The following is a 19,150-nucleotide window of genomic DNA, read 5'->3' as shown; positions in this document are numbered from 1 at the left end:
ACCAGAGAGACCGCGATGAAGCCTCTTCTCCAACAGCTCAAGCGACCGCTTCTTTTTGTTGCGGGCTTCTCCTTCTTGGTGAACCTGCTGCTGCTCGCCCCCGCGCTCTTCATGCTGCAGGTCTTCGATCGCGTGCTGACGAGCCAAAGCCAGGAGACACTGCTCGTGCTGCTGCTCGGCGTGGGCGTGGCTCTCGGCCTGATGGTGATGCTGGACTACCTGCGTGGCCGACTGCAGGGCGTCGCCGGCAATCTGATCGCGGAACAGCTGTCCCCGACCGTGGCCAAGCTCATGCTGGCCCACACGGCGCGCCGCGCAGAGCGCGCGCCGTCCGAAGGCCTGCGCGATGTGGCGGCGCTGCGCAACCTGTTTTCCGCGCAGGGGCTGCTGGCGCTGTTCGACATGCCTTGGGCCTTCGTCTACGTGGCCGTCATCTGGCTGGCGCATCCGCTGCTGGGCATGGCGGCCGCCGCCGCATCCGTGCTGATGCTCGCTCTTGCGGTAGTGAACGACCGTGCCACGCGCCGCGACATCGAAGCCTTGCAGAAGGAGGCCGCCAGGGCCACGCGCTACCTCGAAGCCTCGATGCAGAACGCAGAGCTCGCGCAGTCGCTGGGGATGGGTGACGCGCTGATCGCGCGCTGGCGGCAACTCAACGCCGGCGTCACCGCGCTGCAGGGCCCGACCGCCCGCAAGTCGGTGGCGATGGCAGCACTCACGCGAACCACGCGCCAGGCGGTCCAGGTTCTGCTCCAGGCACTCGGCGCCTACCTCGTCATCACCGGCGAAGGCACGCCGGGCATCCTGGTGGCCTGCACCATCCTGCTGGGTCGGGCGCTGGCGCCGGTGGAACAGGTGGTGGGGGGCTGGCGGGTGCTGGCCGAGGGGCGGCTCGCCTTCGCGCGCCTGTCCGAGTTGCTGGGAGCCGCCGAGCGCCAGCCGGAGCGCATGACGCTGCCGGCCCCGAGCGGCCGGCTGCATGCGCAGGGCCTGGTGTTCCGGCCACCGCAGAGCGAGCGGATCATCCTGGCCGGTGTATCGCTGAGCCTGGAGCCCGGCGAGTCGCTGGCCATCACCGGCCCGAGCGGTGCCGGCAAGTCGACGCTGGTGCGCCTGCTGACCGGCCTGTGGAAGCCCAACGCCGGCACCGTGCGGCTGGACCACGTCGACCTCTCGCAGTGGCCGCGCGAAGCGCTCGGCCCCTGGCTCGGCTATGTGCCGCAGGACGTCGAGCTGTTCGCCGGCACCGTCGCCGACAACATCGCACGGCTGGGCGAAGTCGACGCGGACAAGGTCGTGCAGGCGGCGCAGCGCGCCGGCGTGCACGAGCTGATCCTGGGGCTCCCCGAGGGCTATGACACGGTGATCGACACCCTCGGCGTGATGCTGTCGCCGGGCCAACGCCAGCGCATCGCCCTGGCACGGGCGCTCTACGGAGATCCGAAACTGCTGGTGCTGGACGAGCCCAATTCCAACCTGGACGGGGCAGGCGAACTGGCGCTGGCAGAGGCCTTGAAGGCGCTGCGCGGGCAAGTCACCGTGATCGTCGTCACGCACCGCAGCACGCTGGTGCAGCACATGGACAAGCTGCTGGTGCTGGAGGCCGGGCGGGTACAGCAGTACGGACCGGTGGCCGAGGTCATGCAGTCGATCAAGCGAACCGGCCAGAACCCGGGCGGGGCGCAAGTGGTGATGATGCCCCGACCTGTGGAGAAAGTGTCATGAACCCCACAGCCCATCTTGTTGCGGCCAACGACCCTCTTGCGCTCCATGTGCGCGAAGCGCGTCGCCTGACGCGCTGGGGCGTGGCCGTGGTGGTCTGCGGACTGCTGCCGGCCGCTGCGTGGCTGGGCTTCGCGCCGCTGTCGTCCGCCGTGGTGGCGCAGGCCCATGTGAAGGTGGACCTGAATCGGCGCCCGGTGCAGCATGCCGAAGGCGGGATCGTGCGCGAGGTGCTGGTGCGCGACGGCCAGCATGTGCGGCAGGGGGAGCCCTTGCTGGTGCTGGGCGACGTCTCGGTCGATGCCGACCGGAACCGGCTGGACCACCGCGTCAAGACCGAGCGGGCCAGCCTCGCGCGGCTGGACGCGGAGCAGACCATGGCGCGCGCGATCGCCTTCCCGTCCGATGTGGTCGAGACCGCGGCAGCCGACCCGCGTCTGGCCGCGCAGATGGACAAGGAGCGCGCGCTGTTCGAGGCGCGGCGCGATGCGCTGGTGGGGCAGGTGCGCCTGCTGCGCTCGCAGCGCGAGAAGGTGGCCGAGGAAATCGTCGCCCTGCGCGCCCAGGTCATGCAGGCGAGCGAGTCGATGAAGTTCCAGAAGAACGATCTGGAGACCCACCGCAAGCTGCTCAAGGATGGTTTCGTCTCGGCCGCGCGCATCGCGCAGCTCGAAGGCACCGTGGCCGACTACGGCGTGAAGATCGAGGAGCGGCGCGCGGAGCTGGCGCGCGCCGAGCAGCGCACGGTCGATGCCGATCTGCGCATCCGCTCGCTGGAGAGCGACTACCGCCAGCAGGCGAGCGACCAGCTCAAGGTCACCGCGGCGCGGCTGGCCGAGATCGAGCAGGAGCGGCGCAAGTCGGCCGACGCCTCGGCGCGCCAGGTGATCACGGCACCGGCCAGCGGCGAGATCATCGATCTGAAGTATTCGACGCCCGGCGCGGTGATCCCCCCTCGCGAGACCATCGCCGACGTCGTGCCGGACGATACCCGTCTGATGACCGATGCGCGCGTGCGTCCCGAGGACATCGGCCGGATTCACCGCGGCCAGTCGGCCGACATCCGCTTCACGGCATTCAAGTACCGCACCACGCAGCTGGTGCATGGCAAGGTGGTCTATGTGTCGGGCGACCGCCTGATCGACCGTGCGACCAACGCCCCCTACTACGCGGTGCTGGTCGAGGCCGATCCGGCTTCGCTCGCGACGGCGGGGGGCCTGAAGCTGCTGGCCGGCATGCCCGCCGAGATCTACCTGCAGGGGGACGAGCGCACCGCCCTCCAGTACCTTTTGGAGCCCATCACCCAGGTGCTGCGCCGCGCCGCGCGCGAGCGTTGATTTGCCGCATGCCGCTGCGACCCGGCGCGAGTCGAGCCGGCGCAGGCAAAATGCAGGCACCTGCCGTGCGCGCCTTGCGCCTGAAAATGCGACCTGATCGAGGGGCATCGGCCGGCAAGTCATTGATATCGATGGACACAGAACACACCTGGGCCGGCCGCGTTTCCTGCGCGCCGATGATGGACTGGACCGACCGTCATTGCCGGTACTTCCACCGCCTGCTGACGCGCCGTGCCTTGCTCTACACCGAGATGGTGACAACGGGCGCGCTGATGCACGGCGACGTGCCGCGGCATCTGCGCTTCAACGCCGAGGAACACCCGGTGGCATTGCAGCTCGGCGGCAGCGAGGCGGCCGAGCTCGCGCATTGCGCGAAGCTGGGCGAGGAGTGGGGTTACGACGAGATCAACCTCAACTGCGGCTGTCCCAGCGAGCGGGTGCAGCGCGGCGCCTTCGGCGCCTGCCTGATGAACGAGCCGCAGCTGGTGGCCGATTGCGTCAAGGCCATGGTCGACGTGGTGAGCGTGCCGGTCACGGTCAAGCACCGCATCGGCATCGACAAGACCGAGTCCTATGAATTCGTGCGCGACTTCGTTGGCCAGGTGAGCGAAGCGGGCTGCCGCAGCTTCATCGTCCACGCGCGCAACGCCTGGCTGAAGGGCCTCTCGCCCAAGCAGAACCGCGAGATCCCGCCGCTGCGCTACGAGTTGGTGCACCGGCTCAAGCATGATTTTCCGGCGCTGCGCATCTCGATCAATGGGGGTTTCGACGACATCGCCGAGATGCAGGCGCATCTTCGGCTGTTGGACGGCGTGATGATCGGCCGCGAGGCCTATCACAACCCGTGGTCGCTGGCCGAGTGGGACGCGGCGTTCTTCCATGAGCCGCCCTCCACGCTCACGCGCGAGGACGTGGAGCTGAAGATGTGCGACTACATGGCCCGCGAGGCCGTCGAGCACGGCGCGCCGTGGTCGAACATCGCGCGCCACATGCTGGGGCTGCGCAACGGGCTGGCGGGCGCGCGCCGCTGGCGCCAGGTTTGGAGCGACCACAGGCACAAGGCGCTACCACCGCACGAGGTGATGGCGCTCGCGCACGAGCCGGCGGCGCAGGCCACCTGATCGGGCTCAAGCCGCCATCAGCCGCGCCTCGGGCACGTTCTCGATGGTGGTGCGCCGCAGCTCGCGGCGCTCGGCGATGTCGTAGCGGCGGCCGCGGTGCAGGGTGCTGCGGTTGTCCCACATGACCAGGTCGCCCACCTGCCATTCGTGGCGGTAGACGAACTCGCGCTGCGTGGCATGCTCCAGCAAGTCCTGCAGGTACATGCGCGACTCGGCCGTGGGCCAGCCGATGACCTGGCGCGCATGCACGCCGACGAAGAGCAGCTTGCGGCCGGAGCCGGGATGCGTCTGCACCAGCGCCCAGACCGCGGGCGGGATGGTCTTCTTCTGCTCGTCGGTGTAGGCCTCGTCGCCCAGCAGGATGCGCGTGTGCAGCGCGTAGTGCTCGGCGCGCAGCTCCTCGATCTCGGCCTTGGTGCGATCGGGCAGGGCGTCGTAGGCCGCGCGCAGGTCGGCGAACTCGGTGTTGCCGCCCCAGCTCGGCAGCACCAGCGCATGCAGCATCGAGTAGGCGGCGCGCGGGTCCTGGAAGGAGCTGTCGCTGTGCCAGAGCTGGTTGGCGAAGTTCGAGAGGTTCTTGGGCGAGTCGCGGCGGGCCACATTGCCTTCGGCATCGACGTTGGAGATGTCGATCAGGCGCTCGTCCTCCAGCCTTTCCTTGCGCTTGAAGACCTTCTTGAGGCCCAGGTCCAGCGGGCCGAAGGACTTGGCGAAGTCGATCTGCTGCTGGCCCGTCAGGGGCTGGCCGCGCCACACCAGCACGGCGTATTCGTTCATGGCGGCGTTGATCTGGCGGACCTCGGTGTCGGACAACGGGCGGGTGATGTCGATGCCGCTGGCTTCGGCGACGAACAGGGAGTGCAGGGGCTTGAGTCGGAGGGACATGAGAGTCTCGGGAAAGGTTTATTCGGCCTGGATGCCGGCTTCGTTGATCACGCGGGCCCAGCGTTTCATCTCGGCTTGCACGAAGGCCTCGAACTGCTCGGGCCGGGAGGCGACCACCTCCATGCCTTGCTCCTCGATGCGCTTGCGGATCTCGGGCGTGCGCAGCACCTTCTCCGTGTCGGCCTGGATCTTCTGGACGATGGCCTTGGGCGTGCCGTGCGGCGCGACGAATCCCAGCAGCGCGTTGACGCTGAAGCCGGGCAGGGTCTCGGCCAGCGTCGGGTAGTCGTAGCCGGGCACCCGCTTGTCGCCGAGCGTGGCGATCATCTTCATGCGGCCGGCCTTCACGTACGGGAGCACCGACAGGAAGGGGTCGACCACGATGTCGATGCGTCCGCCCATCAACTCGGTGTGCGCCGGCGCGCTGCCCTTGAAGGGCGAATGCAGCATGTCGAAACCGGCCTCCCGCTTCAGCAGCTCGGCGCCCAGGTGCGTGGTGCTGCCGGCGCCCGGCGTGCCGTAGGTGAGCTTGCCCGGGTTCTTCTTGGCGTAGGCGATCAGTTCCGGCACGGTGTTGAAGGGCGCGTCGGGCCGAGCGACCATCGCCAGCTGCAGGTTCGCGATCTGCGTGATGGGGGCGAGGTCCTTCACCGTGTCGTAGGGCAGGCTCTTGCGCAGCGAAGGATTGACGGCAAAAGAGGAGTTCACCATGCCGAAGGTCAGGCCGTCCGGCGGCGCCTTGGCAACGAAGTCCACGCCGATGGCGGTGCCGGCGCCTGGCTTGTAGTCGACGATCACCGGCTGGCCCCAGATCTCCTGGAGCTTCATCGCGATGAGGCGGCCGACCGTGTCGGTCGGCCCGCCGGGGGCGAAGGGAATGATGATCTTGACCGGGCCCTTGGGGAAGTCTTGGGCCGTAGCCTCGAAGCTCACGCCCAGGCCGGCGGCGGTGATCATGGCGCCGGCCAGCAGAACCTGGCGGCGGGTCGCGGAAGGGGTTTGTCTCATCGCGTGTGCTTGTTAATGGAACATCGTTTCGAAATAATATAGATCACAATGAGCAAGTCAACGAAAATATGAAACATCGTTTTTAAAAATTATGAGTTCCATGGCTGAGCAAGGGGCGGGATCCGAAGTCAGCGCGCTGGCGCGCGGCCTCGCGGTGCTGAAGGCGGTGGGCGATGCAGCCGGCCCGTTGAGCAACCGCGAGCTGGCCGACGCCACCGGCATTCCGAAGCCGACCGTCTCGCGCTTGGCCGCGACGCTGGTCGCCAGCGGCTACCTGCGCCAGGCGCCCGACAGCGAGCGCTTCAGCCTCGGGCCGGCGCTGCTGGACATGAGCAACCGCTACCTGCGGCACTTCGACCTGCGTGGCGTCGCCCGGCCGCACCTGCTGGCGCTGGCCGAGTTCGCCGGCGCGAGCGTCCACATGGGCGTGCGCGACGAACTGGACATGCTGATCATCGATTCGATGCGTCCGCGCACGGCCATGATCAGTTCGCGCATCGACGTGGGTTCGCGCATGACCATCGCCACCTCGGCCGCCGGGCGGGCGTACCTCGCGGCGCTGCCGTCAATCGAGCAGGCCGAGTTGCTGGAACAGATCCGCCTGGCCAGCGGCGAGAACTGGGCCACGCTGGAGCCGCGCGTCATGGCCGGCCTCGAGGAGCATGCGCGCCTGGGCTACTGCAGTTCCTTCGGCGAATGGCACCCGCACATCCATGCGCTGGGCTTCTCGCTGCGCGGGCCGCGCGGCGAGCGCTATGCCTGCAGCTGCGGCGGGCCGGCCTACCTGCTGCCGCGCGAGACGATGGTGGCGCGCGTCGCGCCGAAGCTGCTGGAGACCGTGCAGCAGATCAATGCCGACATCGGCATGGCATCGCCCGCCGACTGAGCGGAATCAGTTCGCTGCCTCGAGGCCGCTGCGGAAGTGCTCCTGCATGCGCGCCATGGCACCGGCTCCGTCGCGCGCCTTGATTGCGGCCATGATTGCGCGGTGCTCCGCGAGCGACTCGGCGATGCGGCCGGCCTTGAGCAGCGAGTTGTGCCGGTTGAGCTTCATCACCTTGCGCAGGTCGGCCACCATCTGGTCGCGCCAGCGGTTGTCGGCCATCGCCAGGATGCGCATGTGGAAGCGCTCATTGATGGCGAAGAAATGGGAGCGATCCACCTTGCCCGGCGCAGCGGCGGCTTCGAGCTCGGCGTGCAGGGCTTCGAGCTCGGCCCGCTGCGCGTCGGAGGCCCGTTCGGCCACGACGCCGACCGCGTCGCTCTCAAGCAGGCTCAGCAGGTGGTAGACGTCCGCCAGGTCCTTCTCGGACACCTCGGTCACGTAGGCGCCGCGCCGCACCTTCATCGTGACCAGGCCCTCGGCCGCCAGCACCTTGAGCGCCTCGCGCAGCGGCGTGCGGCTGATGCCGTATTCCTCCGCCAGCTTGAGCTCGTCGATCCAGCTGCCGGGCTCGAGCTCGCGGTTGAAGATGCGCTGGCGCAGCAGCTCCGCCACCTCTTCGTAGAGGGCGCGCGGGGTGAGGGTGAGGGCGGACATGCCCGAAATGTACCTCAACCCAAAGTATTTGAATTAATAATTACGGATGGGTTAGACTCGCATTGAACTGTGACGCGCCTGCGCGGACACTCCCTCCACTCGCAAAAGCCGGCGCCATGAGCAGCAAACCCGAACCGACCTTCCAAACCGCGACCCTCGAAGCCTGGACCAAGGCTGCAGCCAAGTCCGCCCCCGGCGGCGACCTGCAGGCGCTGAACTGGCTCACGCCCGACGGCATCGCGGTCAAGCCGCTCTACACCGCGGCCGATCTCAAGGGCCTGAAGTACGCCGACACGCTGCCCGGATTCGAGCCCTACCTGCGCGGCCCGCAGGCCACGATGTACGCGGTGCGCCCCTGGACCATCCGGCAGTACGCGGGCTTCTCCACCGCCGAGGAATCGAACGCCTTCTACCGCAAGGCGCTGGCCGCCGGCGGGCAGGGCGTGAGCGTGGCCTTCGACCTGGCCACGCACCGGGGCTACGACAGCGACCATCCGCGCGTGACCGGCGACGTCGGCAAGGCCGGCGTGGCCATCGACAGCGTGGAGGACATGAAGATCCTGTTCGACCGGATCCCGCTGGACAAGGTCAGCGTCTCCATGACGATGAACGGCGCGGTGTTGCCCGTGCTGGCCGGCTACATCGTCGCGGCCGAGGAGCAGGGCGTGGCGCAGGACCAACTCTCGGGGACCATCCAGAACGACATCCTCAAGGAGTTCATGGTCCGCAACACCTACATCTTCCCGCCCGAGCCCTCGATGCGGATCATCGGGGACATCATCGCGTACACCGCGGAGAAGATGCCGAAGTTCAACTCGATCTCTATCAGCGGCTACCACATGCAGGAAGCCGGCGCCAACCAGGCGCTCGAGCTGGCCTTCACGCTGGCGGACGGCAAGGAGTACGTGAAGACGGCACTGGCCAAGGGGCTGGACGTCGACGGCTTCGCCGGGCGGTTGAGCTTCTTCTGGGCCATCGGCATGAACTTCTACCTGGAGGTCGCCAAGATGCGCGCGGCGCGCCTGCTGTGGTGCCGGATCATGAAGGAGTTCAACCCCAAGAACCCCAAGAGCCTGATGCTGCGCACCCACTGCCAGACCTCCGGCTGGAGCCTGACCGAGCAGGACCCCTACAACAACGTGGTGCGCACCACCATCGAGGCCATGGCCGCGGTCTTCGGCGGCACGCAGAGCCTGCACACCAATGCGCTGGACGAGGCGATCGCCCTGCCCACCGAGTTCAGCGCGCGCATCGCGCGCAATACGCAGCTCATCATCCAGGAAGAGACCCACATCACGAACGTGATCGATCCCTGGGCCGGCAGCTACATGATGGAGAAGCTCACGCAGGACATGGCGGATGCGGCCTGGACCATCATCGAGGAGGTCGAGGCCATGGGCGGGATGACCAAGGCCGTGGACAGCGGCTGGGCCAAGCTCAAGATCGAGGCGGCCGCGGCCGACAAGCAGGCGCGCATCGACTCGGGGCAGGACGTGATCGTGGGCGTCAACAAGTACAAGCTGCAGAACGAGGACACGCACGACATCCTGCAGATCGACAACGTCAAGGTGCGTGACAGCCAGATCGCGCGGCTCAAGTCGGTGCGCGAGAAGCGCGATGGCGCCAAAGTGCAGGCCGCGCTCGATGGATTGACGGCGGCCGCCGAGAGCGGCGAAGGCAACCTGCTGGCGCTGAGCGTCGAGGCGGTGCGCCTGCGCGCGACGGTGGGCGAGATCAGCGACGCGCTGGAAAAGATCTACGGCCGCCACCGCGCCGACACGCAGAAGGTGACCGGCGTCTACGCCGCTGCCTACGACTCGGCCGAGGGCTGGGAGGCGCTGCAGAAGGAGATCGCCGATTTCGCCGAGGAGCAGGGCCGCCGTCCGCGCGTGATGATTTCCAAGCTGGGGCAGGACGGGCACGACCGCGGCGCGAAAGTCGTCGCCACCGCCTTCGCCGACTTGGGCTTCGACGTCGACATGGGCCCGCTGTTCCAGACCCCCGAGGAATGCGCGCGCCAGGCGATCGAGAACGACGTGCATGCGGTCGGCGTCAGTACGCTGGCGGCAGGGCACAAGACGCTGGTCCCGGCCATCATCGAGGAGCTGAAGAAGCAGGGCGCGGACGACATCATCGTCTTCGTCGGCGGCGTGATCCCGCGGCAGGACTACGAGTTCCTCTATGAAGCCGGGGTCAAGGGCATCTACGGGCCGGGCACGCCGATTCCGGCCAGCGCAAAGGATGTGCTGGAACAGATTCGCGCGGCGGTCGCGGCTTGAACATGCCTGTTGCGGCTCGAAGCGTGGTGACGGCCGAAGCGCTGGCCGAGGCCGAGGGTCCGCGGCAGCGCCGCGCCATCGCCAAGGCCATCACGCTGCTCGAATCCACCAGGGCCGACCACCGCGCACAGGCCGACGAGCTCCTGACGGCACTGCTGCCGCATACCGGCAAATCGTTTCGCCTCGGCATCTCGGGCGTGCCCGGCGTCGGCAAGTCCACCTTCATCGAGACGCTGGGCCTGTACCTGATCGATCGCGGCCATCGCGTGGCGGTGCTCACCATCGACCCTTCGTCGACGGTCTCCGGGGGCTCCATCCTCGGCGACAAGACGCGCATGGAAAAGCTCTCGGTCCACGAGCGTGCCTACATCCGCCCGAGCCCCTCGCGCGGCACGCTGGGCGGCGTGGCCGAGAAGACGCGCGAGGCCATGCTGGTGTGCGAGGCCGCCGGCTACGACATCGTGATTGTCGAGACGGTGGGCGTGGGTCAGAGCGAGACCGCGGTCTCGGGCATGACCGACATGTTCGTGCTGCTGCAGTTGCCCAATGCGGGCGACGACCTGCAGGCGATCAAGAAGGGCGTGATGGAGCTGGCCGATCTGGTGGTCATCAACAAGGCCGACATCGACCCCGACGCGGCGACGCGCGCGCAGGCCCAGATCACCTCGGCGCTGCGGCTCTTTGGCCACCATGGCAATCCGGCGCATGCGCATGCGGTGCACGGCGCAGAAGCGGTGCACCACCAATGGCAGCCCAGGGTGATGCAATCCAGCGCCCTCCAGGGCACTGGCGTCGACGCCTTCTGGGAGGCCGTGAAGCAATTCAAGACCGTGCAGACCGCGAACGGCAAGCTCGGCGCGCGCCGGGAGAAACAGGCGCTCGCGTGGATGTGGGAACGCATCGACGCGGGCCTCAAGCACGCCTTCCGCCACCATCCGAAGGTGCGCGAGTTGCTGCCGCAGGCCCTGGCCCAGGTCGCGGCCGGTACGCTGCCGGCTTCGACGGCGGCGCGCAATCTGCTCTCCGCGCAGGCCGGACAGGCCTAGCGCTCCGAAGAACACACTCACATCACTTCCGGAACAGGACCCATGAAAGAGATCCTCGAACAACTCGAAAAGCGGCGCGCCCAGGCTCGGCTGGGCGGCGGCCAGAAGCGCATCGATGCGCAGCACGCCAAGGGCAAGCTGACGGCGCGCGAGCGCATCGAGTTGCTGCTCGACGACAACACCTTCGAAGAATGGGACATGTTCGTCGAGCACCGATCCAGCGACTTCGGCATGGCCGACACGAAGATCCCGGGCGACGGCGTGGTGACCGGCTACGGCATGATCAACGGCCGCCTGGTGTTCGTCTTCAGCCAGGACTTCACCGTTTTCGGCGGCGCGCTCAGCGAGGCCCATGCCGAGAAGATCTGCAAGGTGATGGACCAGGCGATGAAGGTGGGGGCGCCCGTCATCGGCCTCAATGATTCGGGCGGCGCGCGCATTCAGGAAGGCGTGGCCTCGCTCGGCGGCTATGCCGAGGTGTTCCAGCGCAACGTGATGGCCTCCGGCGTGGTGCCGCAGATCAGCATGATCATGGGGCCCTGCGCCGGCGGCGCCGTCTACTCGCCTGCCATGACCGACTTCATCTTCATGGTGCGCGACAGCTCCTACATGTTCGTCACCGGCCCCGAGGTGGTGAAGACGGTGACGCACGAGGACGTGACGGCCGAGGAACTGGGCGGCGCCACCACGCACACCACCAAGAGCGGCGTGGCCGACATGTCTTTCGAGAACGACGTGGAGGCGCTGATGATGCTGCGCCGCCTCTACAACTACCTGCCGCTCAACAACCGCGAGAAGGCGCCCGTGCGGCCCAGCGGCGACCCGGCCGACCGCGCCGACCTCTCGCTCGACACGCTGGTCCCCGACAACCCGAACAAGCCATATGACATCAAGGAGGCCATCGCGAAGGTGGTCGACGACGGCGAGTTCTTCGAGCTGCAGCCGGACTATGCGAAGAACATCGTGATCGGCTTCACCCGCTTCGATGGGCAGAGCGTGGGCATCGTCGCCAACCAGCCGCTGGTGCTGGCGGGCTGCCTGGACATCAAGTCCTCGATCAAGGCGGCGCGCTTCGTGCGCTTCTGCGACGCCTTCAACATCCCGGTCGTCACCTTCGTCGACGTGCCCGGCTTCATGCCCGGCACCAGCCAGGAGTACGGCGGCATCATCAAGCACGGCGCCAAGCTGCTTTACGCCTATGCCGAGTGCACGGTGCCGAAGATCACGGTGATCACGCGCAAGGCCTATGGCGGCGCCTACGACGTGATGGCCTCCAAGCACCTGCGCGGCGACGTCAACCTGGCCTGGCCGCGCGCCGAGATCGCGGTGATGGGCGCCAAGGGTGCGGTGGAGATCATCTTTCGCGAGGACAAGAACGACCCCGGGAAGCTGGCTGCGCGCGAGGCCGAGTACAAGGCCCGCTTCGCCAATCCTTATGTGGCCGGCACGCGCGGCTACATCGACGACGTGATCCTGCCCAGCGAGACGCGCAAGCGCATCTGCCGCAGCCTGGTGATGCTGAGCGGGAAGAAACTGGACAACCCGTGGCGCAAGCACGGGAACATTCCGCTTTGAGGACGGGAGTCGACAACATGTTCAAGAAAATCCTGATCGCCAACCGTGGAGAGATCGCCTGCCGTGTCATCAAGACCGCGAAGAAGATGGGCATCCGGACGGTCGCCGTGTATTCCGACGCCGACAAGGACGCCCGCCACGTCGAGTTGGCCGACGAGGCCGTCCACATCGGCGCTTCGCCGAGCCGCGAGAGCTATCTGCAGGCCGATCGCATCATCGCGGCTTGCAAGAAGACCGGCGCCGAGGCGGTCCACCCGGGTTACGGCTTCCTGTCCGAGAACGAGGGCTTTGCGAAGAAGGTCGAGGAGGAGGGCATCGTCTTCATCGGCCCCAAGCACTACTCGATCGCGGCCATGGGCGACAAGATCGCCTCGAAGAAGCTGGCCAACGAGGCCAAGGTCAACACCATCCCGGGGTGGAACGATGCCATCGAGACGGCCGAGCGGGCGGTCGAGATCGCGCGCGAGGTGGGCTACCCCGTGATGATCAAGGCCTCGGCCGGCGGCGGCGGCAAGGGCCTGCGGGTGGCCTTCAACGACAAGGATGCCTTCGACGGCTTCACCTCCTGCCGCAACGAGGCCCGCAACAGCTTCGGCGACGACCGCGTGTTCATCGAGAAATTCGTCGAGGAGCCGCGCCACATCGAGATCCAGGTGCTGGGCGACGCACACGGCAACGTGATCTACCTCAACGAGCGCGAATGCTCGATCCAGCGCCGCCATCAGAAGGTGATCGAGGAGGCGCCGTCGCCCTTCATCAGCGAGGCCACGCGCAAGGCCATGGGCGAGCAGGCGGTGGCGCTGGCCAAGGCGGTCAACTACCAGAGCGCGGGCACGGTGGAGTTCGTGGTCGGCAAGGACCAGAGCTTCTACTTCCTGGAGATGAACACGCGCTTGCAGGTGGAGCATCCGGTGACTGAGGCGATCACGGGGCTGGACCTGGTCGAGCTCATGATCCGCGTCGCCGCCGGCGAGAAGCTGCCGCTGGCGCAGCAGGATGTGAAGCGCGATGGCTGGGCCATCGAGTGCCGTATCAACGCGGAAGATCCGTTCCGGAACTTCCTGCCCTCGACGGGGCGGCTGGTGCGCTTTCAGCCGCCGAAGGAGACGATGTTCTCCGCCGACACGGAGCATCTCTTCGGCGTGCGGGTGGATACCGGCGTCTACGACGGCGGCGAGATCCCGATGTTCTATGACTCGATGATCGCCAAGCTGATCGTGCATGGGCGCGACCGCGCGCATGCGATCGCCATGATGCGAGAGGCGCTCAACGGCTTCGTGATTCGCGGCATCAGCAGCAACATCCCCTTCCAGGCCGCGCTGCTGGCGCACCCCAGCTTCGTGCGCGGGGCCTTCAACACCGGCTTCATTGCCGAGCACTACGGCAAGGGCTTCCATGCGGAGGACGTGCCCCACGACGATCCTGACTTCCTGGTCGCGCTGGCGGCCTGCATGCATCGGCGCTACCGCGCGCGCGCCTCGGGCATCAGCGGGCAGCTGGAAGGGCATGGCGTGAAGGTGGGCGAGCAGTTCGTGGTGGTCGTGCTCGACGCGAACGGGCAACACGTGCACCAGCCGGTGACGGTCACCGACTACCAGGGCCCCACGGGTTCGAGCGCCGTGACGGTGGGCGCCAATACCTACAAGATCGAGAGCCAGGCGCCGCTGGGCAGCGCACGGGTCGAGGGCCGCGTCAACGGCCGCGGCTTCATTGCGCAGGTCGAGCGCGGCGTCGGCAAGAACCCCCTGGCGCTGCGCATCGCGCACAACGGCAAGCAGATCGAGGCGATGGTGCTGTCGCCGCGGGGCTCGCGGCTGCTCAAGCTCATGCCGTACAAGGCGCCGCCGGATCTCAGCAAGTACCTGATGTCGCCGATGCCGGGGCTGCTGGTCGAGATCTCGGTGCAGCCTGGCCAGCAGGTGCAGGCCGGCGAGAAGCTCGCGGTGATCGAGGCGATGAAGATGGAGAACGTGCTCTTCGCCACGCAGGACGGCGTGGTGGGCAACATCTCGGCTGCCAAGGGCGAGTCGCTCGCCGTGGACCAGGTCATCATGGAATTTGCCTGAAGGAGACCGCCGCATGAACACGCCGCAACAGCGTCCCTTCAAGGTGCTCGGCATCCAGCAGATCGCGATCGGCGGGCCGGACAAGACCCGGCTTCGCAAGCTGTGGGTCGACATGCTGGGCCTCGAGGTGACCAGCACCTTCAGCAGCGAACGCGAGAACGTCGACGAGGACATCTGCGCGATCGGCAGCGGCCCTTTCAAGGTCGAGGTCGACCTGATGCAGCCGCTGGACCCGGACAAGAAGCCGGCCGTGCATGCCACGCCGCTCAATCACGTGGGGCTGTGGATCGACGACCTGCCCGCCGCGGTCGGCTGGCTCACGGCACAGGGGGTGCGTTTCGCGCCGGGCGGCATCCGCAAGGGCGCGGCCGGCTTCGACATCTGCTTCCTGCATCCCAAGGGCAGCGAGGAGTTCCCGATTGCCGGCGAAGGGGTGCTGATCGAGCTGGTGCAGGCGCCGCCGGAAGTGGTGAAGGCCTTCGCGGCGCTGGCCGCGGGCTGAGGGCTTTCAGGCGCCGGGGCGGCGCCAGACGGCCAGGGTGGCGGCCAGAAGCCACATGCCTGCAGCGCAGCCGCGGTTGACGATGCGCAGGCTGCGCCGCGACAGCCAGCGCACGGCCTGCGTGCCGGCGGCGGCGTAGCCCAGCATGACGCAGGTGTCGATGGTGATGAAGATGGTGCCCAGCACCACGTACTGTTGAATCTGCGGGCTCGCGGTGGTGACGAACTGTGGCAGGAAGGCCGCGAAGAAGAGCAGGGTCTTCGGGTTGGACAGTGCCACCGTCAGGCTGCGCAGGAAAGCGGTGCGGACGCGGCGAACGTCGGCCGGCGACGCGGCGAGTGCCGCGTGGATGTCGACCGGCTGGCTGCGCCACATCTTGACCCCGAGCCAGACCAGGTAGGCGACGCCCGCCACGCGGATGGCGTTGAAGAGCCTTTCCGAGGCCGCGAGCAGGGAGCCCAGCCCCAGCGCCACCACGGCGATCAGGATGGCGGCCCCCAGTGAAGCGCCCGCGATGCCCCAGACTGCGGCGCGCATGCCGCCGGCGATGCCGTTGGACATGGCCAGCAGCATGGTGGGGCCGGGCGTGATCGCCAGGGCGACGGAGGCGATCATGAAGAGCAGCAGGGTGTCGAGGGTCATGGGCGTGCCTTGGGATCGTTGCGCGACGCGGCGGCAGCACGCGCCCGCGCCAGCGCCGCTTCGACGATAGCGCGTTTGCGGTCGGGCGCGGCGGCCTCGGGCGGCTCGGCCGGGGCTGGCTCGTCCTTGTCGTGGCGGCGGCGATGCGCCTCGTAGCGGCTGCGCGCCGCGTCGGCCTGCGCCTGTGACCAGGCCTGCCAGCCGCTCTTTCCCGGCGTGGCCGCTTCGAGCGAGATGCAGTCCACCGGGCAGACCGGGATGCAAAGCTCGCAGCCGGTGCAGTGGGCCTCGATCACGGTGTGCATGCGCTTGTGGATGCCCAGGATCGCATCGGTCGGGCAGGCATCGAGGCACAGCGTGCAGCCGATGCACCAGGCCTCGTCGATCACCGCCATCGCACGCGGGCCCTCGGTGCCGAACTGCGTGTCGATCGCCCGCGCCGCTTGACCGGTGAGTTGCGACAGCCGCGCCACGCCCTCGGCGCCGCCCGGCGGGCATTGGTGGATGCCGGCCTCACCGGCGGCGATGGCCTGCGCGTAGCCCGCGCAATCGGGATAGCCGCAGCGCGTGCACTGCGTTTGCGGCAGTGCGTCGAGGATGCGCCCGGCCAGCGCGTTCACGGGAGAACCCTCGCGCTAGCGCGAGGCGCCGCGCTTGCGGCGCGCCGGCGCTGATTTGCGCGCGACGGCGGTCGTCTTGGTGGCGGCTGCGGCCTTGATCGTGTCCTCCGCCGACACGGTGGGCCGGCCGGCGCGCTTCTGCGGCGTGTCGTGCGCGGCGATGAAGGCCTTCACCTCGGGGTACACCTTGTCGCGCCAGCGGCGGCCGCTGAAGATGCCGTAATGGCCGGCGCCCTTGACCTCGTAGTGACGCTGGTGGGTCGACGGGACGCCGGTGCACAGCTCGTGGGCGGCACGCGTCTGGCCGGCGCCGGAGATGTCGTCCAGCTCGCCCTCGACGGTGAGCAGGCCGGTCGAATGGATGTCCTGCGGGCGCACGAGCTCCAGTGTGCCGTCGGGGCTCTTCACTTCCCAGGTGCCGTTGACGAGATCGAAGTCCTGGAACACGGTGCGGATGGTGTCCAGGTAGTAGTCCGCATCCATGTCGAGCACGGCGTTGTACTCGTCATAGAACTTGCGGTGCGCCTCGGCGCTGGCGTCGTCGCCCTTGATCAGGTCCTTGAAATAGTCGTAGTGGCTGCTCGCATGGCGGTCCGGATTCATCGCGACGAAACCTGTGTGCTGCAGGAAGCCCGGGTAGACGCGCCGGCCAACGCCCGGGAAGCCCTGCGGAACGCGGTAGATCACGTTGTTCTCGAACCACTCGTAGCTCTTGTTCATCGCCAGGTTGTTGACCGCGGTGGGCGATCTGCGGGCATCGATGGGGCCGCCCATCATGGTCAGCGACAGCGGCACCTTCTCGCCGCGGCTGGCCATCAGCGACACCGCCGCCAGCACCGGCACGGTGGGCTGGCAGACGCTGATCACATGGCAGTTGCCGTACTCGGCCTGCAAGTGACGGATGAATTCCTGGATGTAATTGGCGTAGTCGTCGAGGCGGAATTCGCCTTCGGACAGCGGGACGAGGCGGGCGTTGACCCAGTCGGTGATGTAGACCTTGTGGTCCTGCAGCATGGTGCGCACGGTGTCGCGCAGCAGGGTGGCGTAGTGGCCGGACAGGGGCGCCACGATCAGCACCACGGGCTGGGCCTTGAGCGTCTGCAGGGTGTGCGGGTCGTCGGTGAAGCGCTTGAAGCGGCGCAGATGGCAGAAAGGCTTGTCGATCTCGACGACTTCCTGGATGACCACATCGTCGTCGTCGACGCTCACCGTCTTGATGTCGAACTCGGGCTTTTCGTAGTCCTTGCCGAGTCGGTAGAGCAGGTCATAGCCGGCCGCCATGCGCTGCGCCAACGGGGTTTGGCCGAAGACGCCGCCCTGGCCATAGAGCTTGGAAGCAGCTTGCGCGAAATCGGCAAAGGGCTCCATGAGGGAGCGCTGTGCTTCGTAGAGTTGATAAAGCATCGAGTTCCGCGGGTGGTGTTGTTGCGATGCAATATATCAGCAGCGCCGGGCCGAATGTAGGCGAAACGCTCAAATTGAATGAACGTTGCCGCCTGCCAGTCAGCTGTCAGAGCACCTTCGCGATGCTCTGGCAGACGTAGTCGATGTTCTTGCTGTTGAGGGCGGCCACGCACATGCGGCCGGTGTCGGTGCCGTAAACGCCGAACTCCTGGCGCAGGCGCACCATCTGGTCCTTGCTCAGGCCGGAATAGCTGAACATGCCGATCTGGTCGGTGATGAAGTGCATGTCCTGCTTCACGCCGGCGGCCGCCAGGCCGTCGACCAGCTTGTGGCGCATCAGCTTGATGCGGTCGCGCATCTCGCCGAGTTCCTTTTCCCACAGCGTGCGAAGCTCGGGCGTGCCCAGAACGGTCGCGACCACGGCGCCGCCGTGCGTGGGTGGGTTGCTGTAGTTGGTGCGGATCGCGATCTTGAGCTGGCTCAGCACGCGGCCGGCCTCCTCCTTGTCCTCGCACAGCACCGAGAGGGCGCCGACGCGTTCGCCGTACAGGCTGAAGCTCTTGGAGAAGGAGGTCGAAACGAAAAAGCTCAGGCCGGCGGCGACGAACTTGCCGATGGCGGCGCCGTCTTCCTGGATGCCGTAGCCGAAGCCCTGGTAGGCCATGTCGAGGAAGGCGACCAGCTTCTTCTCCTTGACGGCGGCGACCACCTGGTCCCACTGGTCGGCGCGGATGTCGTAGCCGGTGGGGTTGTGGCAGCAGGCGTGCAGCACGACGACGGTGCCGGCGGAGGCGGCGTTCAGCGCGCTCAGCATGCCGTCGAAGTCGATGCCGCGCTTGGCGGCGTCGTAGTAGGGGTACTCCTCGACGACGAAGCCGGCGTTGGTGAACAGGGCGCGGTGGTTTTCCCAGCTCGGGTTGCTGATCAGCACCTTGGCGTTCGGATCGAGCTTCTTGAGGAAGTCCGCGCCGACCTTGAGGCCGCCGGTGCCGCCGATGCCCTGGATGGTGGCGACGCGGCCGGACTTCACGGGCTCGCTGCCGGTGCCGAAGACCAGGCCCTTCACCGCTTCGTCGTAGGCGGCGATGCCGTCGATGGGGAGGTAGCCGCGCGCCTTGGGCGCCTTGATCATGTCCTCCTCGACCGCCTGCACGCAGCGCAGCAGGGGGAGCTTGCCGTTGTCGTCGTAGTAGACGCCGACGCCGAGGTTGACCTTGTTGGGATTGCTGTCGGCGGCGAATTGCTCGTTGAGGCCCAGGATCGGGTCGCGCGGCGCCATCTCGACGGCGGTGAACATTGACATGGAGAAAAGTCCTTTGGGTGATGCGTTTCGCCCCCGGCTGCATCCGGGTTTGCGCCATGGCTCGCGGGTCGGTTAGCCTCACGAGTTCGCTTGAATTTTA

The 19,150-nt window shown here is 67.4% G+C and carries 16 protein-coding genes; 9 read left to right on the top strand and 7 right to left on the bottom strand.

Features of this window, described 5'->3' with window-relative positions:
• The first annotated feature begins 15 nt into the window (after positions 1–15).
• From GXN78_RS03710 to dusA, 3 genes are all read left to right on the top strand, one after another.
• Positions 16–1,725, top strand: a complete 1,710-nt coding sequence (locus tag GXN78_RS03710) for a type I secretion system permease/ATPase (RefSeq protein ID WP_106557811.1) — start codon at positions 16–18, stop codon at positions 1,723–1,725.
• A complete protein-coding gene (locus GXN78_RS03705) occupies positions 1,722–3,059 on the top strand; it encodes an HlyD family type I secretion periplasmic adaptor subunit (protein WP_106557810.1) in 1,338 nt (445 codons plus the stop codon). Before GXN78_RS03710 ends, GXN78_RS03705 begins: the two co-directional genes overlap by 4 nt.
• 131 nt (positions 3,060–3,190) lie before the next feature.
• Complete coding sequence (dusA, locus tag GXN78_RS03700; protein WP_106557809.1) at positions 3,191–4,180, top strand: tRNA dihydrouridine(20/20a) synthase DusA; 990 nt, start codon at positions 3,191–3,193, stop codon at positions 4,178–4,180.
• 6 nt (positions 4,181–4,186) lie between these two features.
• On the opposite strand, the gene GXN78_RS03695 is transcribed toward dusA, so the two are convergent.
• Both GXN78_RS03695 and GXN78_RS03690 read right to left on the bottom strand, forming a co-directional pair.
• Positions 4,187–5,065, bottom strand: coding sequence for a TauD/TfdA family dioxygenase (locus tag GXN78_RS03695; protein WP_106557808.1), 879 nt, complete (start codon positions 5,063–5,065; stop codon positions 4,187–4,189).
• Positions 5,066–5,083: 18 nt separating this feature from the next.
• Complete coding sequence (locus tag GXN78_RS03690; RefSeq protein ID WP_239142593.1) at positions 5,084–6,073, bottom strand: tripartite tricarboxylate transporter substrate binding protein; 990 nt, start codon at positions 6,071–6,073, stop codon at positions 5,084–5,086.
• Between the two features lie 100 nt (positions 6,074–6,173).
• On the opposite strand from GXN78_RS03690, the gene GXN78_RS03685 reads away from it, so the two are divergent.
• Positions 6,174–6,959, top strand: coding sequence for an IclR family transcriptional regulator (locus GXN78_RS03685; protein WP_106557807.1), 786 nt, complete (start codon positions 6,174–6,176; stop codon positions 6,957–6,959).
• 6 nt (positions 6,960–6,965) lie between these two features.
• Here the strand turns inward: GXN78_RS03685 and GXN78_RS03680 are convergent, their stop codons facing one another.
• The gene (locus tag GXN78_RS03680; RefSeq protein ID WP_106557806.1) at positions 6,966–7,613 is read right to left on the bottom strand and encodes a GntR family transcriptional regulator; all 648 of its coding nucleotides are present in this window, start codon (positions 7,611–7,613) and stop codon (positions 6,966–6,968) included.
• Between the two features lie 116 nt (positions 7,614–7,729).
• On the opposite strand from GXN78_RS03680, the gene scpA reads away from it, so the two are divergent.
• Genes scpA through GXN78_RS03655 form a run of 5 tightly spaced genes read left to right on the top strand, consistent with a single transcriptional unit; the run spans position 7,730 to position 15,081 of the window.
• Positions 7,730–9,892, top strand: coding sequence for a methylmalonyl-CoA mutase (scpA, locus tag GXN78_RS03675; protein WP_106557805.1), 2,163 nt, complete (start codon positions 7,730–7,732; stop codon positions 9,890–9,892).
• A 2-nt stretch (positions 9,893–9,894) separates the two neighbouring features.
• A complete protein-coding gene (meaB, locus tag GXN78_RS03670) occupies positions 9,895–10,938 on the top strand; it encodes a methylmalonyl Co-A mutase-associated GTPase MeaB (RefSeq protein WP_106557804.1) in 1,044 nt (347 codons plus the stop codon).
• Positions 10,939–10,980: 42 nt separating this feature from the next.
• Positions 10,981–12,513 (top strand): acyl-CoA carboxylase subunit beta, encoded by a 1,533-nt coding sequence (locus GXN78_RS03665; RefSeq protein ID WP_106557803.1) that lies wholly within the window; start codon positions 10,981–10,983, stop codon positions 12,511–12,513.
• A gap of 17 nt (positions 12,514–12,530) precedes the next feature.
• Positions 12,531–14,579, top strand: coding sequence for an acetyl/propionyl/methylcrotonyl-CoA carboxylase subunit alpha (locus GXN78_RS03660; RefSeq protein WP_106557802.1), 2,049 nt, complete (start codon positions 12,531–12,533; stop codon positions 14,577–14,579).
• 13 nt (positions 14,580–14,592) lie between these two features.
• Positions 14,593–15,081: a VOC family protein gene (locus GXN78_RS03655; protein WP_106557801.1), complete on the top strand. Its 489-nt coding sequence runs from the start codon at positions 14,593–14,595 to the stop codon at positions 15,079–15,081.
• Positions 15,082–15,087: 6 nt separating this feature from the next.
• Here GXN78_RS03655 and GXN78_RS03650 read toward each other — a convergent pair whose 3' ends face one another.
• The 4 genes from GXN78_RS03650 to GXN78_RS03635 all read right to left on the bottom strand — a co-directional run bounded on the left by GXN78_RS03650 (position 15,088) and on the right by GXN78_RS03635 (position 19,050).
• On the bottom strand, positions 15,088–15,723 hold the full coding sequence (locus GXN78_RS03650; protein ID WP_106557800.1) for a LysE family transporter: 636 nt from the start codon (positions 15,721–15,723) through the stop codon (positions 15,088–15,090).
• Positions 15,720–16,343, bottom strand: coding sequence for an RnfABCDGE type electron transport complex subunit B (locus tag GXN78_RS03645; RefSeq protein WP_106557799.1), 624 nt, complete (start codon positions 16,341–16,343; stop codon positions 15,720–15,722). Before GXN78_RS03645 ends, GXN78_RS03650 begins: the two co-directional genes overlap by 4 nt.
• Before the next feature lie 15 nt (positions 16,344–16,358).
• Positions 16,359–17,747 (bottom strand): polyhydroxyalkanoate depolymerase, encoded by a 1,389-nt coding sequence (gene phaZ, locus GXN78_RS03640; RefSeq protein WP_106557798.1) that lies wholly within the window; start codon positions 17,745–17,747, stop codon positions 16,359–16,361.
• A gap of 106 nt (positions 17,748–17,853) precedes the next feature.
• A complete protein-coding gene (locus tag GXN78_RS03635; RefSeq protein WP_106557797.1) occupies positions 17,854–19,050 on the bottom strand; it encodes an amino acid aminotransferase in 1,197 nt (398 codons plus the stop codon).
• Positions 19,051–19,150 lie beyond the last annotated feature (100 nt).

The sequence above is a fragment of the Variovorax sp. WS11 genome (assembly GCF_010499245.1).
GTDB lineage: Bacteria > Pseudomonadota > Gammaproteobacteria > Burkholderiales > Burkholderiaceae_C > Variovorax.
This window is presented reverse-complemented; position numbering and strand designations above follow the sequence as displayed.